Origin of the sequence: Gilliamella sp. B2923 (assembly GCF_026536565.1) — a bacterium.
Taxonomy (GTDB): Bacteria; Pseudomonadota; Gammaproteobacteria; order Enterobacterales; family Orbaceae; genus Gilliamella.
The window spans coordinates 303,446-324,873 of sequence record NZ_JAFNNZ010000002.1; the positions used below are offsets into that span (position 1 = coordinate 303,446).

Below are 21,428 nucleotides of genomic sequence, written 5' to 3' on the forward strand. Positions count from 1 at the left end.
AATTTTTGTTAGGATAGCATATTTTATTTTGAATAATAGACAACAATATCATGATAGTATTTGATTCCATTCAAGTTCGTCGGGGCGTTAATCTACTTTTAGATAATGCTTCTGCCACGATTAATCCTAAACAAAAAGTCGGTTTAGTTGGCAAAAATGGTTGCGGAAAGTCTACGCTATTTTCATTAATAAAAGGCGAAATTCAAGCTGACGCCGGCACGGTGAGTTTTCCCTCTCAATGGCAACTTGCATGGGTAAATCAAGAAACCCCGGCATTAGACACACCAGCAATTGAATACGCCATTGACGGCGACCGAGAGTATCGCCAATTAGAACAAAAGTTAGCCATTGCCAATCAAGAAAATAATGGTGAACAAATCGCTATTATCCATGAAAAACTCGACAATATCGATGCGTGGACTATTCAAGCTCGAGCGGCAACCCTGTTACACGGTTTAGGCTTTTCCAACGAGCAGTTGCAATTACCGGTTAAATCCTATTCCGGTGGGTGGCGTATGCGTTTAAATTTAGCGCAGGCTCTGATGTGTCGTTCCGATCTGCTCCTACTAGATGAGCCAACTAACCATTTAGATTTAGATGCGGTTATTTGGCTGGAAAAGTGGTTAAGCAATTATCAAGGCACACTAATTTTAATTTCCCATGACCGGGACTTTTTAGATCCATTAGTTAATAAAATTATCCATATTGAGCAAAAAAATCTATTTGAATATACCGGCAACTACTCTTCTTTTGAAATTCAGCGTACAGCGAAGTTAGCTCAGCAACAATCGCTTTATGAAAGCCAACAACAAAAAGTGGCGCATTTGCAAAGCTATATTGATCGCTTTCGAGCAAAAGCGACCAAAGCTAAGCAGGCACAAAGCCGAATTAAAATGTTAGAAAAAATGGAGCTTATTGCACCGGCACATGTGGATAATCCGTTTCATTTTAGTTTCAAACCGTCTGAGTTTTTACCTAGCCCATTATTGATGATGGACAAAGTGGTCGCCGGTTATGAAGATAAAATTGTGCTGGAAAAAATTAAGCTAAACTTAGTGCCTGGCTCACGAATCGGCTTATTAGGGCGTAACGGCGCAGGTAAATCAACATTAATTAAATTATTAGCGGGCGAACTGGCACCAAAAGAGGGGCATATTAACTTAGCTAAAGGCGTACAATTAGGTTATTTTGCGCAACACCAATTGGAATATCTACGAGGTGAAGAGTCTCCGCTATGGCATTTAACCAAACTTGCCGATCCCAATATTACTGAACAAGAGCTACGTAATTACTTAGGCGGATTTGATTTTCATGGCGATAAAGTTAGCGAGCCAGTCAATACCTTTTCTGGCGGTGAGAAAGCCCGATTAGTTTTAGCGCTGATTGTATGGCAAAAACCCAATCTGCTGTTGCTCGATGAGCCAACCAACCATTTAGATTTAGATATGCGTCAAGCATTAACTGAAGCGCTTATTGATTTCGAAGGGGCGTTAGTGGTGGTATCGCATGATCGCCATTTATTACGCTCAACTACTGACGAGTTTTATTTAGTTCACGATCATAAAGTTGAACCATTTAATGGTGATCTCGATGATTATCAAAAATGGCTTGCCGACGAGCAGAAAGCGGAAAAACAACCAACGCAACAAGATGATAGTCAAAATGACAATAGCAAAAATCTTTCAGCGCAAGATCGTAAAGAACAAAAACGTAAAGAAGCTGAGCGACGTGCACAAATGCAACCGCTGAAAAAACAGTTACAAAAAGAGGAGCAGACCCTTGAACGGTTAAGTAAGCAGTTAAAATTGATTGAAGAGCAATTAGCCGATCCCTCTATTTATGAAGCGGATAAAAAGAGTGAGTTAACACAATTATTGTTACAACAAAGTCAATTAAAAGGCGAGCAAGAGGAGTCAGAATTGACATGGTTGGATTTACAACAACAAATTGAAGAGTTTGAATCGGCTTAAATTAAAATGATTGGTCACAATTGACTCGTACCATGGGGTATAAGTCAATTCAGATATCACACTATAAAATACCGTTCTACGTTAATAAGGCAAAAAAAATCACAGAATTGATTCTGTGATTTTTTATATGGGTATATTGCGATATTAGCTTTTTTCGACTTGGCTAAAATCAAGTTCAACCGGTGTTGAACGACCAAAAATGGATACCGATACTTTTAAGCGGCTCTTCTCATAATCCACTTCTTCAACCACGCCATTAAAGTCAGCAAATGGACCGTCATTAACACGTACAAGTTCGCCCGGTTCAAATAAGGTTTTAGGACGTGGCTTATCGCCAACTTGTTGTAAACGATTCATGATAGCATCAACTTCACGTTGGCTGATTGGTGCAGGTCGATCTGATGTACCACCAATAAAGCCCATTGTTCTTGGCACACTTTTTACTAAGTGCCATGTTGCATCATTCATCACCATTTCAACTAAAACATAACCCGGGAAGAATTTACGTTCACTTTTACGGCGTTGACCACTTTTCATTTCAACAACTTCTTCGGTCGGTACTAATACTTCACCGAAAAAATCTTCCATGTTATGTAATTTGATATATTCACGTAATGATTGTGCAACACGTGCTTCATAGCCAGAATAAGCTTGAATAACATACCAGCGTTTTTGTTGTGTTTCACTCATATTAGCGTCCTAATGATGTTAGATAAAAGACAATTGAACGGAATACCGAATCCATTCCCCAAAGAGCTAATCCAACAATAACAGTTACAGCAGCAACGAGCAAAGTTGTTTGCACTGTTTCTTTACGTGTCGGCCATACAACTTTTCGAAGCTCTTTTCTCGATTCTTGTAAAAATACAAAAAATGCTTTGCCTTTATTTGTTGTGTACGCAATGAATAAAGTAAATAGCGAAATCGCAACAACAGCAACAATGCGGACGATCGTATTAGGTTGATATATATCATTAGGACCAGAAAAATAAGAATTTCCCCAGACAATAAACGCAATCAATACTAGAACTAAACCCCATTTGAATTTGTCTAGAATCGTGTTTGTAGCTTGACTCTCGTTACTTACTAGCATATAAAACCTATGATTATGTTATTTAATAATATCTATTTTCCAAAATGCTCTCACAATAAAAAACATTTTGCTAAACAGACGAGATAAGAAAGGGCATCTAGCGATACCCTTTCTATGGTTATTCTTACTTTAATTATTTGATAACCTTAGCAACCACACCAGCACCAACAGTACGACCACCTTCACGAATCGCAAAACGTAAACCTTCTTCCATTGCGATTGGGTGAATTAATGATACTGTCATTTTGATGTTATCACCTGGCATTACCATTTCTACGCCTTCCGGTAATTCAATAGTACCCGTTACGTCAGTTGTACGGAAGTAGAACTGTGGACGGTAGCCTTTGAAGAATGGAGTATGACGACCACCTTCATCTTTGCTTAGGATATACACTTCTGATTCAAAATCAGTATGTGGTGTGATTGAACCTGGTTTTGCTAATACTTGACCACGTTCGATTTCTTCACGTTTTGTACCACGAAGTAATACACCTACGTTCTCACCAGCACGACCTTCGTCTAGTAATCTACGGAACATTTCAACGCCGGTACAAGTTGTTTTTGTAGTTGGTTTGATACCAACGATTTCAACTTCTTCACCAACTTTGATTACACCACGCTCTACACGACCTGTTACCACTGTACCACGTCCTGAAATTGAGAACACGTCTTCAATTGGAAGTAGGAATGGTTTATCGATATCACGCTCTGGTTCCGGAATGTAGCTGTCTAAAGCTTCAGCTAATTCAACAATTTTATCTTCCCATGCTGCATCGCCTTCTAACGCTTTTAACGCTGAACCACGAATTACTGGTGTATCATCACCCGGGAAGTCGTATTGAGATAGAAGTTCACGTACTTCCATTTCAACTAATTCTAATAACTCTTCATCATCAACCATATCACATTTGTTTAAAAATACGATGATGTAAGGAACACCTACTTGACGTCCTAAAAGGATGTGCTCACGAGTTTGTGGCATTGGGCCGTCAGTTGCTGCTACTACTAGGATAGCGCCGTCCATTTGAGCCGCACCAGTGATCATGTTTTTAACATAGTCAGCATGTCCCGGACAGTCAACGTGTGCATAGTGACGACTTGGTGTGTCGTATTCAACATGTGAAGTGTTGATGGTGATACCACGTGCTTTTTCTTCAGGTGCGTTATCGATTTGATCGAATGCACGAGCTTGACCGCCGAATTTTTTAGCAAGTACAGAAGTAATTGCAGCAGTTAAAGTTGTTTTACCGTGGTCAACGTGGCCGATTGTACCAACGTTAACGTGGGGTTTTGTACGTTCAAATTTTTCTTTAGACATTGATAGTCCCTCAAATGTAATACAAATCGGTGGCAATTCACCACATTAACCAAGTATTATATTTAATATCAATATAATACTAACTTAAAATTAGCTCTGAATGATAACAGATAAAGCTATCGAGTGACAAGCTTTAAAGCAGCCAAATTCGATATTTTTAGAAGTTTAGGAGATTAACAAGAATGGTGCTGATAGGCAGATTTGAACTGCCGACCTCACCCTTACCAAGGGTGCGCTCTACCAACTGAGCTATATCAGCAATTGGAGCGGGCAGCGGGAATCGAACCCGCATCATCAGCTTGGAAGGCTGAGGTAATAGCCATTATACGATGCCCGCATGTTCAAACTCGGCTACCTAAATGCTTCAATTAGCAATTGCTAATGTTAGATGATGGTGGTGGGGGAAGGATTCGAACCTTCGAAGTGTGACACGGCAGATTTACAGTCTGCTCCCTTTGGCCGCTCGGGAACCCCACCCCGAATCTTTTTTAAATTTGTCTACTTAGGAAAATGGTGCCGGCTGCCGGAATCGAACTGGCGACCTACTGATTACAAGTCAGTTGCTCTACCTACTGAGCTAAGCCGGCCTAAGTGCTGCGCATTATGTACTAGAACATTTAAGCTTGCAAGCAAAAAAAACAAATTTTATTTTGTTTGATTAAAAAAAAATCAAAAATATAAAAAAAACCTGAAATATAGACTATTTCAGGTTTTTATTTAATCACATTAATGATTTTAGATTATTTTTTCTTAGTGGCTTTTTTCTTCGGTGCCGCTACACCTTTAGCCGCAGTGTGAATAGCAACATCTTCACTGATATCACCATGGTCTTTATAAGCACGACCATAATAAGTATCGAGAAGAATTTGTTTTAACTCTGCAATTAATGGATAACGAGGATTTGCCCCAGTACATTGGTCATCGAAAGCATCTACTGCAAGTTGGTCTACTTGTGCTAAGAAAGCTTTCTCATCAATACCAAACTCTTTAATAGAGAATGGAATTTCAAGATCTTTTCTAAGTTGATCTAACCAACCAATTAATTTTTCAACTTTCTTCTCGTCGTTATCCGTTGCGGCAGTTAAACATAGATGATCAGCAATTTCGGCATAACGTCTAACCGCTTGTGGGTAACCATATTGGCTGAAGGTACCTTGTTTAGTCGGTTTATCTGTTGCATTAAAGCGAACAACGTTACTAATTAACATTGCATTAGCCACACCATGCGGAATATGGAAAGCCGCACCAATTTTATGCGCCATTGAGTGACATACACCTAAGAATGATTGAGCAAATGCCACACCCGCTAATGTTGCTGCACTATGGACTTTTTCACGAGCGAGAGGGTTTTTAGCGCCATCTCGATAACTCGCCGGTAAATAGGCTTTTAATAAGCTTAATGCTTGTAACGCTTGACCGTCAGAAAACTCGCTTGCCATGATTGATACATAGGCTTCTAATGCATGGGTAACAGCATCATAACCACCTGCTGCACAAAGCGATTTTGGCATATTCATCACTAAATTAGCATCTACAATTGCCATATTAGGCGTAATAGCATAATCAGCTAATGGATATTTTTGACCAGTTGCATCGTCGGTTACCACCGCAAATGGTGTTACTTCAGAGCCGGTACCAGATGTCGTTGTCACACAGATTAATTTAGCTTTTTTACCCATGTTAGGGAAATGACAAGTACGTTTACGAATATCCATAAAACGCAATGCTAATTCATCAAATTTAGTTTCCGGATGCTCATAAAGTACCCACATAATTTTAGCCGCATCCATTGGCGAACCACCACCTAAAGCAATAACCGTATCCGGTTGGAAAGCAGTCATTGATTCGGTACCTTTACGCACAACACTTAACGTTGGGTCTGCTTCAACATCAAAGAATGTTTCACAAATTACACCATGTTCTTCAAGTTGGTCGGTAATTTGTTTAGAGTAACCATTGTTAAATAAGAATTTATCAGTGACTAAAAAGACGCGTTTAGCACCTTGCTCAATCACTTCATTTAAAGCAACTGGAAGTGATCCACGTTTAAAATAGATAGAACTTGGTAATTTATGCCATAACATGTTTTCTGCTCTCTTAGCGATTGTTTTCTTGTTGATTAAGTGTTTCGGACCGACATTCTCAGATACCGAGTTACCTCCCCAAGAACCACATCCTAGCGTTAAAGATGGCGCTAAATCAAAGTTATATAAATCACCAATACCACCATGAGCCGCAGGTTGATTGATCAAAATACGACATGTTTTCATTTTGCTGCCGAAGTAAGCAACACGATCACGATTGCTGTCTTGGTCAGTATAAAGCACAGAGGTGTGACCCATACCGCCCATTTCAACTAATTTTTCGGCCTTTTCAACCGCTTCAGTAAAGTCTTTTGCTCTAAACATTGCTAACGTTGGCGATAGTTTTTCATGCGCAAATGGTTCAGATAGATCAACTTTGCTCACTTCACCAACCAGTACTTTGGAGCCAGCAGGAACTTTGATTCCAGCCATTTCAGCAATTTTTGTTGCTGGCTGACCAACGATATTGGCATTTAATGCTCCTTTATCATTTAAGATAATGCCTTGTACCGCTTTTGTTTCTTTAGCATTTAAAACATAAGCACCATACTGAGTTAATAAATCACGGACTTGATCATATACTGAATCAACAACAACGATTGCTTGTTCAGAAGCACAAATCATACCGTTATCAAACGTTTTAGACATTAATACAGACGCTACCGCACGTTTTAAATCAGCAGTTTCATCAATAATTACTGGTGTATTACCGGCACCCACACCTAAAGCAGGTTTTCCTGAGCTGTAGGCAGCTTTAACCATACCCGGACCACCTGTGGCCAAAATGGCTGCAACATCGTCATGATGCATAAGAGCATTAGATAATTCGATAGAAGGCTCATCAATCCAACCGATAATATCTTTTGGCGCACCAGCTTTAATTGCTGCATTTAATACAATTCGAGCTGCTTCAATGGTTGATTTTTTTGCGCGAGGGTGAGGGGAAAAGACAATTGCATTACGGGTTTTTAAACTAATTAATGATTTAAAAATTGCCGTTGAAGTTGGGTTAGTCGTTGGTACAATACCACAAATTATCCCTAAAGGTTCGGCTAAAGTGATTGTTCCATACGGTTCATTTTCAGCCACAACACCACAAGTCTTGTCATGTCGATATTTATTTAGAATGTACTCAGCAGCAAATAAGTTTTTGATGACTTTATCTTCTACAATCCCCATGCCTGATTCTTCAACTGCTTGTTGGGCTAAAGGGATTCGAGCTGCGGCTGCGGCTGTCGCTGCGGCGACGAAGATTTTGTCCACTTGCTCTTGAGTATAAGTTGAATAAGTTTCTTGTGCTTTTTTCACACGTACCATTAACTCATTTAACTCATTCATGTTGGTTACTGCCATAGATTTCTCCTTGAAATTAAAAAAATAAATCTGGATCGTTTGGCGTCTTCCTTGAATTTAATGCCTAAGCATAACAACAAAACGAAATTGACGTTATCGTAAATCAGTTTATTACTTTATACAATAAGATAATGCACAAAAAACGAATGTTTTTAGCCGAAAAATCATAGCTATTATTAAGTAACCCTATCGAGAAAATAAACTGACACTTTATACCGACGATATTCAAATACTAATTATATTAATCATGGACTTATCGTTTTCACGCAACACCGGCTAACCACTATCAAAAAAGCGCCACTCACATTATGCAAACTAAGATGACTTAGGCTTGCATAACTTATCTAATACATAACTTACTGCCACAAAACCAAAAGTCGCTGTCACGGTAGTAATAGCGCCAAATCCGGACTGACAATCCATTTTTTTGCTACCTTCAGCTTGGCTTTTAGTGGAACAAACCTGACCATTTTGAGCTGGATAAGTTAACTGCTCAGTCGAAAAGACGCACGCAATGGCATACTTACCTTTGCTATCTTTATTGAGTTTATAATCATTTTTTAAGCGCTCACGCAATTTAGCCGCTAACGGGTCTTGAACGGTTTTGGCTAAATCAGCAATTTTAATTTTGGTCGGATCTTTTTGCCCGCCTGCGCCACCAATGGTGATAACTTTTAATTTATTTCGCTTGCAGTGTGCTAAAAGCGCAGCTTTATCACGCACGCTATCAATGGCATCAATAATAAAGTTGAAGCGAGGGTTTTGTTTCGACCCTAAATAGTTTGCAACATTATCCGGACTGATAAAATCATCGATGACATTGACGATGCATTGCGGATTGATCTGTAAAATTCGTTCAGCCATAACAGCAGTTTTAGCTTTACCAATATTGATATTTAACGCATGAATTTGTCGATTAGTATTTGTGATACACACATCATCCATATCAATTAAGGTAATTTGCCCAATACCACTACGCGCAAGGGATTCGGCCACCCATGACCCAACACCACCAATACCAATGACACAAATATGAGCTTGTGAAAATTGCGTTAATGCTGCTTCACCATAGAGCCTTGCAATACCGCTAAAACGTTGAAAGTAGGATTCTGATTTCATAATTGATTATCGAAGGTGCTTATCGTCAAACACCCAACACTCCAAAAACTTGTTTACCAATAATAAAGATAATTTGCTTTGCTAACTAATTTATATATAAATAATGTCGATATATTCGTTTTCAAGGACTCAAGTTGCAATATATGCTTTGCAATGCACTTTAAATGTACATCCCGATGATGCGCAACCAATGGGATATTATTTGTCATTAATTGTATTCGTTTCAATTATTTGTTTTTCCTAAAATATAGCTGGTTAATTATGCTTAATAAAGAGGAAAAGCAAATGCGCAAACCTAAAAAATTACTCAACGATCCTAACAATGTCAGGCAAGAAGTGATGCAAGGCTTAGTATATGGATATAATGGCAAACTCACTGCAATTCCAAACTACTTTGCCGTTTATGGTAATCACATCACAGATGATCAAGTTGTGGTTATTTCCGGTGGCGGTAGCGGTCACGAGCCAACTTTTGCCGGCTTTATCGGTGAAGGTAGCATTGACGGCTGTGCACTTGGCGAAGTGTTTACCTCGCCCTCACCTGATCAAATAATTGAAGTGACCAAAGCCACACATCAAGGTCATGGCGCACTATTTTTATATGGTAACTATTCCGGGGACGGGATGAATTTTGATATTGCTGCCGAAATTTTAGTCGAAGAAAATATTACCACCAAAACCATTCGCGCAACCGATGATATTGCTTCTGCTCCGCTTTCTAAAATCTCAGATCGTCGGGGCGTTGCCGGTATTATGTTTCTTTATAAAATAGCCGGCGCAGCAGCGCAATTGGAAAAATATGATCTTGACCAGCTTTATCAAGTCGTAGCAAAAGCCAATAATAACGTACGCACTATCGGTGTAGCGCTCAATGGTTGCGCTTTGCCTCAGTCGAATAACTTTAACTTTGAACTGGCAGATAACGAAATTGAAATTGGTATCGGTATTCATGGTGAAGCCGGTTTACGCCGTCAAACAATGACCTCCACCGACGATGTGGTTAAAGAGATGATAGATAGATTGTGTGACGATCTACCTTTTGTGCGTGCCGATCGGGTATGCGTACTGATTAATAACTTAGGTGCGATGAGTAATACCGAACTTTTAATCATTGCCAGAAAAGTCGGTATTGAACTCGATTCACGAGGCATAATCAGCCATGATATTGCCATTGGCCATTTTTGTACCTCATTGGAAATGTCCGGCTTTTCGATCACCTTAATGAAATTAGATCAGCAGTTACAACACCTTTATGACCTACCTTGCCAAACCTTAGGATGGAGAAAATAGAATGAACTTGTCACAACTACGTAAAATGATGTTATTTGTCGCCGAAAAAATGGTGGAAAGTGAGCCAACATTAACCGCTTTAGATCAAATTGTTGGCGACGGCGATCATGGTATTGGTATGAAGCGAGGATTTGCGACATTAATAGTACTGTTACAAGACAATCAGTTTAAGCCAAATGATATTGGTGATTTTTTCAATCAAGTTGGTACAAAATTAATGACCAGTATGGGCGGGGCTTCCGGTGCAATATTTGGCACTTTATTTAGAGCTGGTGGTAAAAGTATTATTGGTGAGGCAGAATTTAATACCAGCACATTAGCAACACTACTTAATCAAGGTTGGCAAGCTGTCTATCAACGAGGCAATGCTAAACCGGGTGATAAGACCATGGTTGATGCTTTAGCAGCTGCGGCAACCAGCGCAAATGAATTATGCCAATTACCCTTGAAAGAGGCGTTACCTAAAATTGCCCAATCAGCAATGGAAGGCGCAGAGCAAACCAAACAGATGATAGCGGTATTTGGTCGAGCTAAAAACTTAGGTGAACGTGCTATTGGTCATATGGATCCGGGCGCTGTTTCAATGGCTTATATTTTAAAATATATGAATGAATATATTCAGATGTCTTAAAAAAATAAATCCGCTAACAGTGTTGGCGGATTTATTAACTTGTTTGTTTCTGTCATTTAAGCGTGACTTTTCCTCTCTTTCATTATCCACCTACCCTATTGTTTAAATTTTATTTGGGAAGGATATGCCCAACTTTGTAACTCTTGCGGCGGGAATCCACCCGGATCTTTACCGCCATTAATCAACAATGCGTGGTAATAAATCTCTGCCATTTCTTCAATGTAGGCCGCTTTTAATACCGCTTCATAAGGATCTTTATCCACCGCAATGGCGCCATGTTTTTCCATTAAAATGGCATCGGCTCGCTTAATTGGCTCAATGACACTAGTTGACAGTTCCGGTGTACCAGGGCGACCATATGGCGCAACCGGAATCACGCCGTCTTTTAAATTCAAAATAGCACACTCATAAACAACTGCCGGAATGGGCTTTGCTAATACCGCAAATGCCGTTGCAAAAATTGAGTGGGTGTGTGAAACGGCAAACACATCCGGACGAGCCTTATAAATTTCCAAATGCATCAAACATTCACTAGTCGGTCTTAATCCGGATTGCGCTTCAATCACATTAGCATCTAGATCCATAACCACAATATCACGTGCGGTTAATAGCTGTTTATCAATGGTTGTTGGGGTAACTAGCACATAGCCGGTCTGTTTGTCCCGAACACTTGAATTACCTGCTTTATGTTTACAAAGTCCCCATTCACTGGATTTCTTAGCCATATCGACAACATATTGTTTTTGAATCTCTAACATTTTAACACTCCTTTTTAGGCAAAATATTCATTGATAGCGGGCAAATAATTCCCAAATTTCTTGATTATTTTTGGCTTGGCGTAAATGGGTTGAACCGTCATGAAGTTCTAATAGCTCATTTAATTGCGCCAATGCTTTAAGATGTTTTTGTGGATTGTTGGTCGCTAGCACTACAATTAAATCGGCTTGCATATAGCCACCAATATCGATTTTGTCGGGTAACCTAAGTAGCGACATGGCAACTTGATTGACACCATCATCAATACCGGCATGCGCAATAATTAACCCTTCAACCAGCATAATGTAGGGCTGTTCAAATTGGATTTTATTGATCATTCGTTCCAGATAATAACGTTCAATAAATTGTCCGTTTAATAGTGGTTTAGCCGCTAATTCCAGTGCCTGTTGCCATGAAATATCGGCTGTTTGGGCAAGGTAGATATGCTCTTTTTGCATTAAATCCGCTAGTGAAGGGATCTCTTGTTGATTGATTCGTAGCGGATTGTCATTGAGTTCATCATTATACAGGTAGGCGGTAAGCTCTTTTTGTAGCGCCTTTCTGTCTTTTATATGGGTGAACTTTTCAACAATTAACATCAGTTCTTCAACTTGGATAATGCTTGGGTCAATCCCTTGTAATGTGCCAATAACTTGGTTACGTAATGCATTTTTATGCAAATTATTCAACGAAGGGTTAACAATAAAGAGCAGTTTATCGGTGGATAAATGTGAGGTTGAAAAAACAATGTCATAATAGTGTTTATACTTTTCAAACTCTCGTTTAGACATGGCATCAGAAAAGTGAAGTTCCGGAAGCAATACCTGTAAAGTCAAATATAAGTAAGTAGAGACTGTGGCGCTATTTTCACAAACAACTATGGCAATTTTCTTTGTTTTAATTTGGTTAATTAGCCCTTCTCGTGTTAACCAGCCGCCTAATAAAACGGTAATAAACGCCACTTCCTCATCCGGCATATTACAATGCAGTATTTTTTCAAATGGCGCTATGGCTTTACGTACCATTTCATGTAAATGCCCGAACTCTTGCAAAACAATATCGTAAACACTGTTGATGTTGGTGATATGGTAACGGATGCGATAATAGGCCGGTTTCCAGTGTTGATAAATACGTTCAATTAATTCACTTTTGTCCTGAAAGGTAATACAGCTGATCTGTTCAAAATTATCGATAACTTCAACTGCACTCTCTAATAACACGGCATCGAGATGAAAATATTTGTCTGATAATGTTTGGATATTGGAACTTTGTACCAATACCGTTAAAAAAATCTGCTCATTCAGATCGGTAATGCCAAAGCGTTCAATTAATTTTTTCATTAATTGAAAATCACGACTGTTTGCTACATCGGTATAGTTTTCCGGCAATAACTCTATTTTTTTGTTGGTTTCAATTCGGTGTAGCATAAAACCAATAAAATAGGTTAATTCTTGCAGTTGTTCATCGGTAAAAACAATTTTTAATTTTCGTTCAATTTCACTAAACACTTGTCCGACTTGTTCTAATCGGCCTTGAGTAATAATCTTATTGTGCCGAAAAATTTTATCGGCTATTGGCATATTAATGATGCGATGAATTAACTTTAATAATAAATAGCGCTTATTAATTTCTGTGCCAACAATGCGATAACCATTTTCACGATCATAAGTTACCTGCATATGGTATTGATCGAGCAGGGTTTGCACTTTTTTAATGTCATTAATCACCGTATTTTGGCTAACGGTCAGCGCTGAGGAGAGATGAATTAATGACAAGCGCTCAGTTCTGGTTAATAAAAAAAATAGCAGTAGATGCACTCTTTCATCTTCTGAATAGATATATCGACCAATAGAAAGCGAGACGGGTTCGTCTCTAAAGGTTTCAATCACGACTTTAGGAATGCTAAATTTTCCGGTTTTAAATCGTTTAATTAATTCAAGATTTGATGATTCAAGAAAATCATTAATCTTTTTTAAGGTATAACTAAGCTGTTTACGGGTTAACCCAAATTTATTTTGCAGCTCTACGCCACTGACACTTGGATTTTGAATTAATGCATTTAAAACAGCATGAATTCTTTTATCAACAACCATATAATTATTAGCCTCTTGCTCGTTATCTGATGATAACGAGCATTACCATCAGTTTGTACTAATTACCTGTTTACAAATAGTCCAGTTTTACTCATCTATTTTCAGATCAACACTATCTTGTTGTGCCTCTTTTTTCAGTTCACGTGCATAAAAGAAATAGCCAGTGCACCAATAAATAGCCAATATCAATGGAACAAAATAGCCTTGTAAACATTGCCAAATAAATGAAAATGCATAAGTAAAGACAGGTGCATCAATAGAGCTGTTAGAAATAAGTTGGTTGTTTGGAATATCAATCGCCTTAGTGGCTAAGCCTAAATCGGTAATAATTGGCGCAAATTGCGTTCCGACAAACAGAAAAAATGGCACACCGATGATAGCTAAAATCACCATTCTTAATGTATTGCCTTTGGTTAAAATATAAGCTGGCACAACCAGTGCGATATTAATAATGCCGGCAAATGGTAAGATTTTATTACCGGGTAAAATTACTGCCCAAATTAAGGTGATAGGAATGGCGACAATTAAAGTAAACCAGATTTCACTTGCTCCACCCATAAACGGCCAATCAAGACCAACAAATAGTTTACGACCGGCAAAGCGTTTATTCATATAATCGCTGATTGCTTCGGAAATCGGGGATAGTGCCTGCATAAATAATTTTGAGATCATCGGGAACAGCATTAAAGCGGTCGCCGCTTGTACTCCTAGCATTAAAATGGCCGCCACATCATAACCAGCAATAATCCCAAAAATGACACCTAATAAAAATCCGATGACGTGATTTTCAGCAAATACCCCTAGTTTAGAACGCAAGGTTGCTGCATCCATTGGCTTATTCAAAGCGGGGATTTTGCGTAATAGAAGATCAAAAGGATAATAAATGGCACTGAAAAATAGCATTCGGTGCGTACAAGTTACGCCCGGAATACCGGTTAACTTTTCGATTCGATGCTGATTAATATCACCGGAATTGAGCTCTAAAATAATTTGCAACGTTGCAACAACAAAAGCCAATATCAGCGCAATTATTCCGCCCACAAGTGGCGTTGCTACGGCAACAACAATAAAGGCAGTAAAAATTTTACCCCATACATTCCATAAATCAGCATTAAACGTATCGGTCTTTTTCAATACCAACATTAAGATATTGACGCCAACTTGCAGTGGAAACATTAAAAAAGCATATGGCCAAGCCCACGAAACATTTGCCATTGTTGTCCAACCACCGTCAACAATACTAAGCTCAATACCAGTTCGCTCCATCATGGTTTGTGCAGCAGCGCCTATTGCGCCAACCATAAAACCAATCAGCATACTCATTCCAACAAACGCAACACCTAGCGTAATGGCAGCCGATGCCCCGTCTCGAAATTTCATACGTACAATTAAGCCCGCAATGAGCATTATGATAGGCACAAATACCGGTGCACCTAAATTCAAAATATAATTTATAACTGTTCCAAGAAAGTCCATAATTACACTCCTATTTGCAGGCATCGATAATTTTTTGTAGTTCTGCATCCATATTTATTCCGGTTAAAAAAGCAATGCCATTAATAACCGGGATAGGATATGTTTTCTCAATTTTGGTAATGGCAATGTATGCCGCACTGTTTTTAATGTGAGAATCTACCGACTTAAGATCGACAACTTCCACTTTAATATCATTAAGATTTCTCTCTTTTAATAAGCGTGTCACCTTACTTGCAACCGTTTGTGATGTGGCCACTCCACTCCCACATGCAACAATAACCTTTTTCATAATGCCTCCTTATAACTGGATATTTGACGTCAATAAGTTAAAAACTTCATGTTCTGTTTTTGCCTGATATAGCGCCTCTAAAAAACATGAATTTACCAAGCAGGACATCAATTTTTGTAATAAATCAATATGTCCATCTTTTTGGTTAAATCCCAATAGAAAGATAAAATTAGCATCTAAAACATGATCATTATTTGCCATTTCACACCAAGGGATTGTTCCTTTCACTCGAGTAAAGAAAATGAATGGTCTAATAACATGTTCGATATCGGTATGTGGCATTGCCACCACATAAGGTTTGGTCGGTAAAGCGGTCGGAAATAAAGACTCTCGGTGTTTAATCGCTTCTAAGAATGTTGGATTAACATAACCACCACGTTGTAGAATTGAAAAAGTAAAATCAAAAAATTGATTTGAATTTTGGAAGTCTCTATCTAACACAATCAGATCGTTACAAAACAGCTGGTTATTAGATTCATTTTCCATTTCATCCTCCATCATTATGTCGTTAGTCATTTTTAAATCGGGCTGATTTTGATGACTAACTCATACAGTAATTATTTGATGTCATTGATTTTAGGAAATTAAAACAGCGCAGACTATTGGATTTGATACCAAAAAATATCCATAAAATTGCACATCATAGGGATAAAAGTTATCGCTAAAAAAATGCGGGAAATATCTGAAAATAGTTATACCAAGTTAGATAGTTAGATAGTTAGATAGTTAGATAGTTAGATAGTTAGGCAATTGTGATTCTGCTATTAGCAATTTAATAGACAGAATCACAATAAGTATTGAAGGTTATTTAATTTTTGAAAGAGTGAATTGGTGCCGGAATTCGTCCGCCACGATGAATGAAATCAAATGAACTGAATTTACTCACCGGCATCACAGGAGCATGACCGAGTAATCCACCAAACTCAATATTATCACCCACCTTTAATCCCGCAGCCGGAATAATCCGCACGGCAGTGGTTTTGTGGTTAATGACACCGATTGCCGCTTCATCAGCAATAATAGCAGAAATCGTTTCAGCGGAGGTATCACCCGGTATGGCTATCATATCAAGACCAACTGAACACACACAGGTCATGGCTTCGAGTTTTTCCAGATTAAGTGCCCCGCAATTAACCGCATCAATCATGCCGGCATCTTCGGAAACGGGTATAAAGGCGCCACTTAAACCACCAACATGACCACACGCCATTACGCCGCCTTTTTTAACGGCATCATTTAACATTGCCAAAGCTGCCGTTGTGCCATGTGTGCCGACAACTTCCAGTCCCATTTCTTCTAAAATATGCGCAACCGAATCACCAATTGCCGGCGTCGGTGCGAGCGATAAATCTACGATACCAAATTTCACACCTAAGCGCTCTGATGCTTCTTTTCCAACTAATTGCCCCATACGGGTAATTTTAAAAGCAGTTTTTTTAATCGTTTCGGCAACCACATCAAAAGGTTGACCTTTTACTTTCTCAAGCGCACGTTTAACAACGCCCGGTCCACTAACGCCGACATTGATCACACAATCGGCTTCACCAACACCATGAAATGCGCCAGCCATAAAAGGGTTGTCTTCAACGGCATTGGCAAATACAACTAATTTTGCACATGCCATACTGCTATTATCAGCGGTTAATTCCGCCGCTTGTTTGATAATTTGCCCCATTTGCTTAACCGCATCCATATTGATACCGGTTTGAGTTGAGCCAACATTGACCGATGCACACACTCGCTCAGTTTCAGCCAGCGCTTGCGGAATGGATTTAATTAAAATCTCATCCCCTTTGTGATAGCCTTTTTGTACTAAGGCAGAAAACCCACCAATAAAATTAACACCAACGGCTTTCGCTGCACTATCAAGGGTTTTAGCAAAGGCAACATAATCTTTATCATCACTGGCGCCGGCAATTAAAGATATTGGCGTGACGGAAATACGTTTATTGATAATAGGGATGCCAAATTCGGAAGTGATTTGATCCCCAACTTTGACAAGATCTTTAGCTAATGTCGTTATTTTGTCATAAATTTTTTGGCGAGCTTTCTCACCATTACTATCGATACAATCAAGGAGAGAAATACCCATGGTTATTGTGCGGATATCAAGTTTTTCTTCCTCAATCATTTTAATTGTTTCGAGGATCTGTTTTGTTTCCATTAGTCCTATCCTTAAGTAAGAAATGTAGAATTAGAATTGAAATTACAAACGATGCATAGCATCGAAAATCTCTTCTAGCTGAATATTTACTTTTACCTTGAGTCTGTCGCCTGTTTGCGTTAGCGAAGTTTTAACTTCATCAAACGAGACTTTTATTTTGGATAAATCAAGCAACATAATCATGGTAAAATATTCATCCATAATCGTTTGGCTCACATCTAAGATATTGATATCTAATTCAAACAGTTTTTGACTAATTCCCGCAATTATTCCGGTTTGGTCTTTTCCAATGACAGTTAAGATCGTTTTCATCACATACTCCGCACAAAATTCACACAATTAAAAGATATTTATTGAGTTGATTATAATAACATCTTCAAAAATTATCGAAATAGGAGTAGATTGTTTTTTTCAACAAAAATAAAAATATCATTAGAATAAACTGAAAGGGCGAAGTTATGATAAATTTCCAAAAATCCAATAAATTGGATCATGTCTGTTACGACATTCGTGGACCTATCTTAGATCATGCAAAACGACTTGAAGAAGAAGGTCAAACTATCCTTAAACTCAATATTGGAAATCCCGCCCCTTTTGGTTTTGCCGCCCCAGATGAATTATTGGTTGATGTCATTCGTAATTTACCTTCTGCGCAAGGATATTGCGATTCAAAAGGGCTTTACTCAGCTCGTAAAGCCATTATGCAACACTATCAAGCCAGAGGAATTACCAATTTAGATATTGAAGATATCTATATCGGCAATGGTGTGTCGGAACTGATTGTGCAATCGATGCAAGCACTACTTAATAGCGGAGATGAAGTTTTAGTGCCTATGCCTGATTACCCATTATGGACAGCGGCAATTAGTTTATCCGGTGGCAATGCCGTTCACTATTTATGTGACGAAGAAGCCAACTGGTCACCGGATTTAGAGGATATAAAACGAAAAATCACCCCCAAAACCAAAGGGATTGTGATCATTAATCCTAATAATCCAACCGGCGCAGTTTATAGCAAAGAAGTGTTACTTGAGATTGCCGAAATTGCTCGCCAACATAATTTGCTTATTTTTGCAGACGAGATTTACGATAAGATTTTATACGATGATGCCGTTCATCATTCGATTGCTGCCCTTGCTCCTGACTTATTTGTTGTTACCATGAGCGGCTTATCAAAAACTTATCGTGTAGCAGGCTTCAGACAAGGTTGGATGGCACTTTGTGGACCTAAACAGCATGTAAAAGGCTATATTGAAGGGTTAAATATGCTCGCCTCGATGCGTTTATGCGCCAATGTGCCATTACAGCATGCTATTCAAGGTGCATTAGGCGGATATCAAAGCATAAATGAATTTATTGTGCCGGGTGGCCGTTTATATGATCAATGTATGTTAGCTTGGCGGTTGTTAAATGAGATTCCGGGCGTTTCATGCACCAGACCACAAGGCGCGTTATACCTGTTTCCAAAGCTGGATCAACAAAAGTTTAATATTCACAATGACCAAAAATTAGTATTAGACTTTTTATTACAAGAAAAAGTATTGTTAGTGCAAGGCAGTGGCTTTAATTGGCACAAACCCGATCATGTAAGAATTGTTGCACTGCCACATACCGGTGATCTTGAAGATGCCATTAACCGCTTTGGTAACTTTTTATCTCGCTATAAACAATAAAAAGGTTGCTATGAGTTCCCCCCGCCTAATGCTGGGGATATTTACTTGACTAAATTATAATTTATAAAACGATATCTGTATCTTCTTTACAAAAAAGCGCCAAATATGGCGCTTTTATACATTCCTAAAAAAGAATTATTTTTTCGATTTAGCAATTCTATTACGGATGTTATCAATACGATCTTGATTAGACGGATGGGTACTTAAAATCGAAGCGTTACCACCACCTAATTTTTCAAACGCAGTTGCTAGACCAATTGGGTTAATTTTTCTTTCAGTTAAATAATCAAATGAAAAATTATCAGCATCTTTCTCTTGTTTTTGTGAGAATTGTGAATTAACTACAGCTGCAGCTAAAGCACCAATTTCTGATTGAGAGATTGCTGCTACAGTTGAATTTCCTGAAGCTGATGCTGCTTCAAGAGCAATTTCTGTTGCATAAGCAACTTGTAATGCTTTTTTACTATGACCTAAAGCAACGTGACCTAATTCGTGACCTAATACGCCTTGAATTTCGTTATCAGTCATTTTATCCATTAAACCACTGTATACACGCACACAACCGTTAGCCATTGCCCATGCATTTACATCTTTAGTGATATAAACTTTATAGTTGATTGGCGTACCGTTTACGTTGTTACCTAGTGCTTTAACAATTTTATTTAAACGTTTGGTATAAGCGCTTTTAGCTGGTGCGATTTTAGCTTTCGCATCCATTTGGGCGCAACCTTTTTGGCTCAATGTTCTGACATCATCATCACTAAGTGTTGCTGCGCTTAAACCTTTCATGCCGAGACTAGCGATACTGTCAGCACTCATAGACTTACAGCCAACTAGTGACATTGCTGCTACTAAAGGAAGTGCTACAAGCAATGTTTTTTGATGTGTTTTCATAACCTTATCCTTATATTGTTGTAAATTACATTTGTCTAACTTTAAGTTAGATTTGCAGAATTTTAACGTAATTGTCATAATAATCAACAAATAATTACTTGAATAGTCACAATTTGAGATTTAGACTAATGCCTCTTTTTTTGAGGTACCGACAATGCAACTATCCGATTTTGATTTCACCCTGCCCAAAGAGCTGATTGCCAAACACCCTGCAACAACCAGAAGTGCGTGTCGCCTTTTATCGCTTGATAGTTATACTGGTCAAATTGAAGATAAGGTATTTACGGATATCACGGATATGATTAATGCCGGTGATTTACTTATTTTTAATAACACAAAAGTGATTCCTGCACGCATATATGGCAAAAAGGCATCTGGCGGAAAAATCGAAATATTGATAGAAAGAATTTTAGATGATAACCGTGCGCTCGCCCATGTTAAAGCATCAAAATCGCCTAAAGCGGGAGCACAATTAATCTTAGGAGAAGATGAATCTGTCAACGTCACCATGCTTGCAAGACATGATGCTCTATTTGAATTGCAATTTCCTGATGATGTTCTATCAATTTTAAACAAAATTGGACATATTCCTTTACCGCCGTATATTGATCGTCCTGATGAAGAACAAGATCGCACAGTTTATCAAACGGTTTACAACAAAGTGCCCGGAGCCGTTGCAGCACCAACCGCTGGACTGCACTTTGATGAGCCATTGCTTGAAAAGTTAAAGCAAAAAGGCATAGAGATGCAATTTGTCACTTTACATGTCGGTGCTGGCACCTTCCAACCGGTAAGAGTTGAAAATATTGAAACTCATGTTATGCATTCAGAGTATGCCGAAGTGCCTGAATCGGTTGTTAATGCGGTATTGGCTTGTAAAGCAAGAGGCAATAAAGTGATTGCAGTCGGTACAACATCTGTTCGAGCCTTAGAAAGCGCAGCGCTAAAAACCGGTCAAATCGCCCCATTTTTTGCTGACACCCAAATCTTTATTTATCCGGGCTATAAGTTTAATGTCATCGATTCACTTATTACTAACTTTCATCTACCCGAATCGACTTTAATTATGCTTGTTTCAGCATTTGCCGGATACCAAAATACCATGCACGCCTATCAACACGCCGTTGACCAGCAGTACCGTTTCTTTAGTTATGGCGATGCTATGTTCATCCATGCAAGCAATAATAAATCGTGATGCGCAGCACTAAGTAAATAGCCAATAGTC

Annotated in this window: 18 protein-coding genes and 4 tRNA genes; 5 read left to right on the forward strand and 17 right to left on the reverse strand. The window is 38.7% G+C overall.

Going from position 1 to position 21,428, the window contains the following annotated elements; translation table 11 throughout:
- The first annotated feature begins 50 nt into the window (after positions 1-50).
- Positions 51-1,970 carry an ABC transporter ATP-binding protein gene (locus J3U42_RS04065; protein WP_220218844.1) on the forward strand — a complete coding sequence of 640 codons (1,920 nt, stop codon included), beginning with the start codon at positions 51-53 and terminating at the stop codon, positions 1,968-1,970.
- Positions 1,971-2,114: 144 nt separating this feature from the next.
- Here the strand turns inward: J3U42_RS04065 and nusG are convergent, their stop codons facing one another.
- The 9 genes from nusG to tcdA form a co-directional block, all read right to left on the reverse strand.
- A complete protein-coding gene (nusG, locus tag J3U42_RS04070; RefSeq protein WP_220218843.1) occupies positions 2,115-2,660 on the reverse strand; it encodes a transcription termination/antitermination protein NusG in 546 nt (181 codons plus the stop codon).
- A gap of 1 nt (position 2,661) precedes the next feature.
- The gene (gene secE, locus J3U42_RS04075) at positions 2,662-3,063 is read right to left on the reverse strand and encodes a preprotein translocase subunit SecE (RefSeq protein ID WP_220218842.1); all 402 of its coding nucleotides are present in this window, start codon (positions 3,061-3,063) and stop codon (positions 2,662-2,664) included.
- Positions 3,064-3,196: 133 nt separating this feature from the next.
- Complete coding sequence (tuf, locus tag J3U42_RS04080) at positions 3,197-4,381, reverse strand: elongation factor Tu (RefSeq protein ID WP_267335649.1); 1,185 nt, start codon at positions 4,379-4,381, stop codon at positions 3,197-3,199.
- A gap of 183 nt (positions 4,382-4,564) precedes the next feature.
- Positions 4,565-4,640: transfer RNA gene (locus J3U42_RS04085), tRNA-Thr, on the reverse strand.
- A gap of 3 nt (positions 4,641-4,643) precedes the next feature.
- Positions 4,644-4,718, reverse strand: a tRNA-Gly gene (locus J3U42_RS04090).
- Between the two features lie 55 nt (positions 4,719-4,773).
- Positions 4,774-4,858, reverse strand: a tRNA-Tyr gene (locus J3U42_RS04095).
- 34 nt (positions 4,859-4,892) lie between these two features.
- Positions 4,893-4,968 (reverse strand) — tRNA-Thr (locus tag J3U42_RS04100).
- A gap of 153 nt (positions 4,969-5,121) precedes the next feature.
- Positions 5,122-7,818: a bifunctional acetaldehyde-CoA/alcohol dehydrogenase gene (adhE, locus tag J3U42_RS04105; RefSeq protein WP_220218840.1), complete on the reverse strand. Its 2,697-nt coding sequence runs from the start codon at positions 7,816-7,818 to the stop codon at positions 5,122-5,124.
- 315 nt (positions 7,819-8,133) lie between these two features.
- Entirely contained in the window at positions 8,134-8,937 is an 804-nt protein-coding gene (gene tcdA / locus J3U42_RS04110; RefSeq protein ID WP_267335651.1) for a tRNA cyclic N6-threonylcarbamoyladenosine(37) synthase TcdA, read from the reverse strand.
- Positions 8,938-9,222: 285 nt separating this feature from the next.
- On the opposite strand from tcdA, the gene J3U42_RS04115 reads away from it, so the two are divergent.
- Together J3U42_RS04115 and dhaL are read left to right on the forward strand one after the other, a co-directional pair.
- On the forward strand, positions 9,223-10,227 hold the full coding sequence (locus tag J3U42_RS04115) for a dihydroxyacetone kinase subunit DhaK (protein WP_267335653.1): 1,005 nt from the start codon (positions 9,223-9,225) through the stop codon (positions 10,225-10,227).
- Between the two features lies 1 nt (position 10,228).
- Entirely contained in the window at positions 10,229-10,858 is a 630-nt protein-coding gene (gene dhaL, locus J3U42_RS04120) for a dihydroxyacetone kinase subunit DhaL (protein ID WP_267330979.1), read from the forward strand.
- Between the two features lie 95 nt (positions 10,859-10,953).
- Here dhaL and J3U42_RS04125 read toward each other — a convergent pair whose 3' ends face one another.
- From J3U42_RS04125 to J3U42_RS04155, 7 genes are all read right to left on the reverse strand, one after another.
- On the reverse strand, positions 10,954-11,616 hold the full coding sequence (locus J3U42_RS04125) for a class II aldolase/adducin family protein (protein ID WP_065562056.1): 663 nt from the start codon (positions 11,614-11,616) through the stop codon (positions 10,954-10,956).
- Between the two features lie 27 nt (positions 11,617-11,643).
- Positions 11,644-13,707 (reverse strand): BglG family transcription antiterminator, encoded by a 2,064-nt coding sequence (locus J3U42_RS04130; protein WP_065562055.1) that lies wholly within the window; start codon positions 13,705-13,707, stop codon positions 11,644-11,646.
- Between the two features lie 87 nt (positions 13,708-13,794).
- Positions 13,795-15,183, reverse strand: coding sequence for a PTS galactitol transporter subunit IIC (locus J3U42_RS04135; RefSeq protein ID WP_220218835.1), 1,389 nt, complete (start codon positions 15,181-15,183; stop codon positions 13,795-13,797).
- 10 nt (positions 15,184-15,193) lie between these two features.
- Positions 15,194-15,472: a PTS sugar transporter subunit IIB gene (locus J3U42_RS04140; protein ID WP_220218834.1), complete on the reverse strand. Its 279-nt coding sequence runs from the start codon at positions 15,470-15,472 to the stop codon at positions 15,194-15,196.
- Positions 15,473-15,481: 9 nt separating this feature from the next.
- Entirely contained in the window at positions 15,482-15,958 is a 477-nt protein-coding gene (locus tag J3U42_RS04145; RefSeq protein WP_065562052.1) for a PTS sugar transporter subunit IIA, read from the reverse strand.
- 322 nt (positions 15,959-16,280) lie between these two features.
- Positions 16,281-17,636 carry a PFL family protein gene (locus tag J3U42_RS04150; protein WP_220218833.1) on the reverse strand — a complete coding sequence of 452 codons (1,356 nt, stop codon included), beginning with the start codon at positions 17,634-17,636 and terminating at the stop codon, positions 16,281-16,283.
- A 42-nt stretch (positions 17,637-17,678) separates the two neighbouring features.
- Positions 17,679-17,948 carry an ACT domain-containing protein gene (locus tag J3U42_RS04155; protein ID WP_267335656.1) on the reverse strand — a complete coding sequence of 90 codons (270 nt, stop codon included), beginning with the start codon at positions 17,946-17,948 and terminating at the stop codon, positions 17,679-17,681.
- A 146-nt stretch (positions 17,949-18,094) separates the two neighbouring features.
- On the opposite strand from J3U42_RS04155, the gene J3U42_RS04160 reads away from it, so the two are divergent.
- Positions 18,095-19,309, forward strand: a complete 1,215-nt coding sequence (locus tag J3U42_RS04160) for a pyridoxal phosphate-dependent aminotransferase (protein ID WP_220218832.1) — start codon at positions 18,095-18,097, stop codon at positions 19,307-19,309.
- Positions 19,310-19,444: 135 nt separating this feature from the next.
- Here the strand turns inward: J3U42_RS04160 and J3U42_RS04165 are convergent, their stop codons facing one another.
- On the reverse strand, positions 19,445-20,203 hold the full coding sequence (locus J3U42_RS04165; protein ID WP_220218831.1) for a M48 family metallopeptidase: 759 nt from the start codon (positions 20,201-20,203) through the stop codon (positions 19,445-19,447).
- 154 nt (positions 20,204-20,357) lie between these two features.
- On the opposite strand from J3U42_RS04165, the gene queA reads away from it, so the two are divergent.
- Positions 20,358-21,398 carry a tRNA preQ1(34) S-adenosylmethionine ribosyltransferase-isomerase QueA gene (gene queA, locus J3U42_RS04170; protein WP_267335659.1) on the forward strand — a complete coding sequence of 347 codons (1,041 nt, stop codon included), beginning with the start codon at positions 20,358-20,360 and terminating at the stop codon, positions 21,396-21,398.
- Positions 21,399-21,428 lie beyond the last annotated feature (30 nt).

What these genes read in the sequence shown, in the direction of transcription:
- J3U42_RS04165 (WP_220218831.1), bottom strand. Translation starts at nt 20,203, where the DNA reads ATGAAAACACATCAAAAAACATTGCTTGTAGCACTTCCTTTAGTAGCA.
- nusG (WP_220218843.1), bottom strand. Translation starts at nt 2,660, where the DNA reads ATGAGTGAAACACAACAAAAACGCTGGTATGTTATTCAAGCTTATTCT.
- tuf (WP_267335649.1), bottom strand. Translation starts at nt 4,381, where the DNA reads ATGTCTAAAGAAAAATTTGAACGTACAAAACCCCACGTTAACGTTGGT.
- J3U42_RS04130 (WP_065562055.1), bottom strand. Translation starts at nt 13,707, where the DNA reads ATGGTTGTTGATAAAAGAATTCATGCTGTTTTAAATGCATTAATTCAA.
- dhaL (WP_267330979.1), top strand. Translation starts at nt 10,229, where the DNA reads ATGAACTTGTCACAACTACGTAAAATGATGTTATTTGTCGCCGAAAAA.
- secE (WP_220218842.1), bottom strand. Translation starts at nt 3,063, where the DNA reads ATGCTAGTAAGTAACGAGAGTCAAGCTACAAACACGATTCTAGACAAA.
- queA (WP_267335659.1), top strand. Translation starts at nt 20,358, where the DNA reads ATGCAACTATCCGATTTTGATTTCACCCTGCCCAAAGAGCTGATTGCC.
- tcdA (WP_267335651.1), bottom strand. Translation starts at nt 8,937, where the DNA reads ATGAAATCAGAATCCTACTTTCAACGTTTTAGCGGTATTGCAAGGCTC.
- J3U42_RS04155 (WP_267335656.1), bottom strand. Translation starts at nt 17,948, where the DNA reads ATGAAAACGATCTTAACTGTCATTGGAAAAGACCAAACCGGAATAATT.
- J3U42_RS04125 (WP_065562056.1), bottom strand. Translation starts at nt 11,616, where the DNA reads ATGTTAGAGATTCAAAAACAATATGTTGTCGATATGGCTAAGAAATCC.
- J3U42_RS04135 (WP_220218835.1), bottom strand. Translation starts at nt 15,183, where the DNA reads ATGGACTTTCTTGGAACAGTTATAAATTATATTTTGAATTTAGGTGCA.
- J3U42_RS04140 (WP_220218834.1), bottom strand. Translation starts at nt 15,472, where the DNA reads ATGAAAAAGGTTATTGTTGCATGTGGGAGTGGAGTGGCCACATCACAA.
- J3U42_RS04145 (WP_065562052.1), bottom strand. Translation starts at nt 15,958, where the DNA reads ATGGAAAATGAATCTAATAACCAGCTGTTTTGTAACGATCTGATTGTG.
- J3U42_RS04150 (WP_220218833.1), bottom strand. Translation starts at nt 17,636, where the DNA reads ATGGAAACAAAACAGATCCTCGAAACAATTAAAATGATTGAGGAAGAA.
- J3U42_RS04160 (WP_220218832.1), top strand. Translation starts at nt 18,095, where the DNA reads ATGATAAATTTCCAAAAATCCAATAAATTGGATCATGTCTGTTACGAC.
- J3U42_RS04115 (WP_267335653.1), top strand. Translation starts at nt 9,223, where the DNA reads ATGCGCAAACCTAAAAAATTACTCAACGATCCTAACAATGTCAGGCAA.
- J3U42_RS04065 (WP_220218844.1), top strand. Translation starts at nt 51, where the DNA reads ATGATAGTATTTGATTCCATTCAAGTTCGTCGGGGCGTTAATCTACTT.
- adhE (WP_220218840.1), bottom strand. Translation starts at nt 7,818, where the DNA reads ATGGCAGTAACCAACATGAATGAGTTAAATGAGTTAATGGTACGTGTG.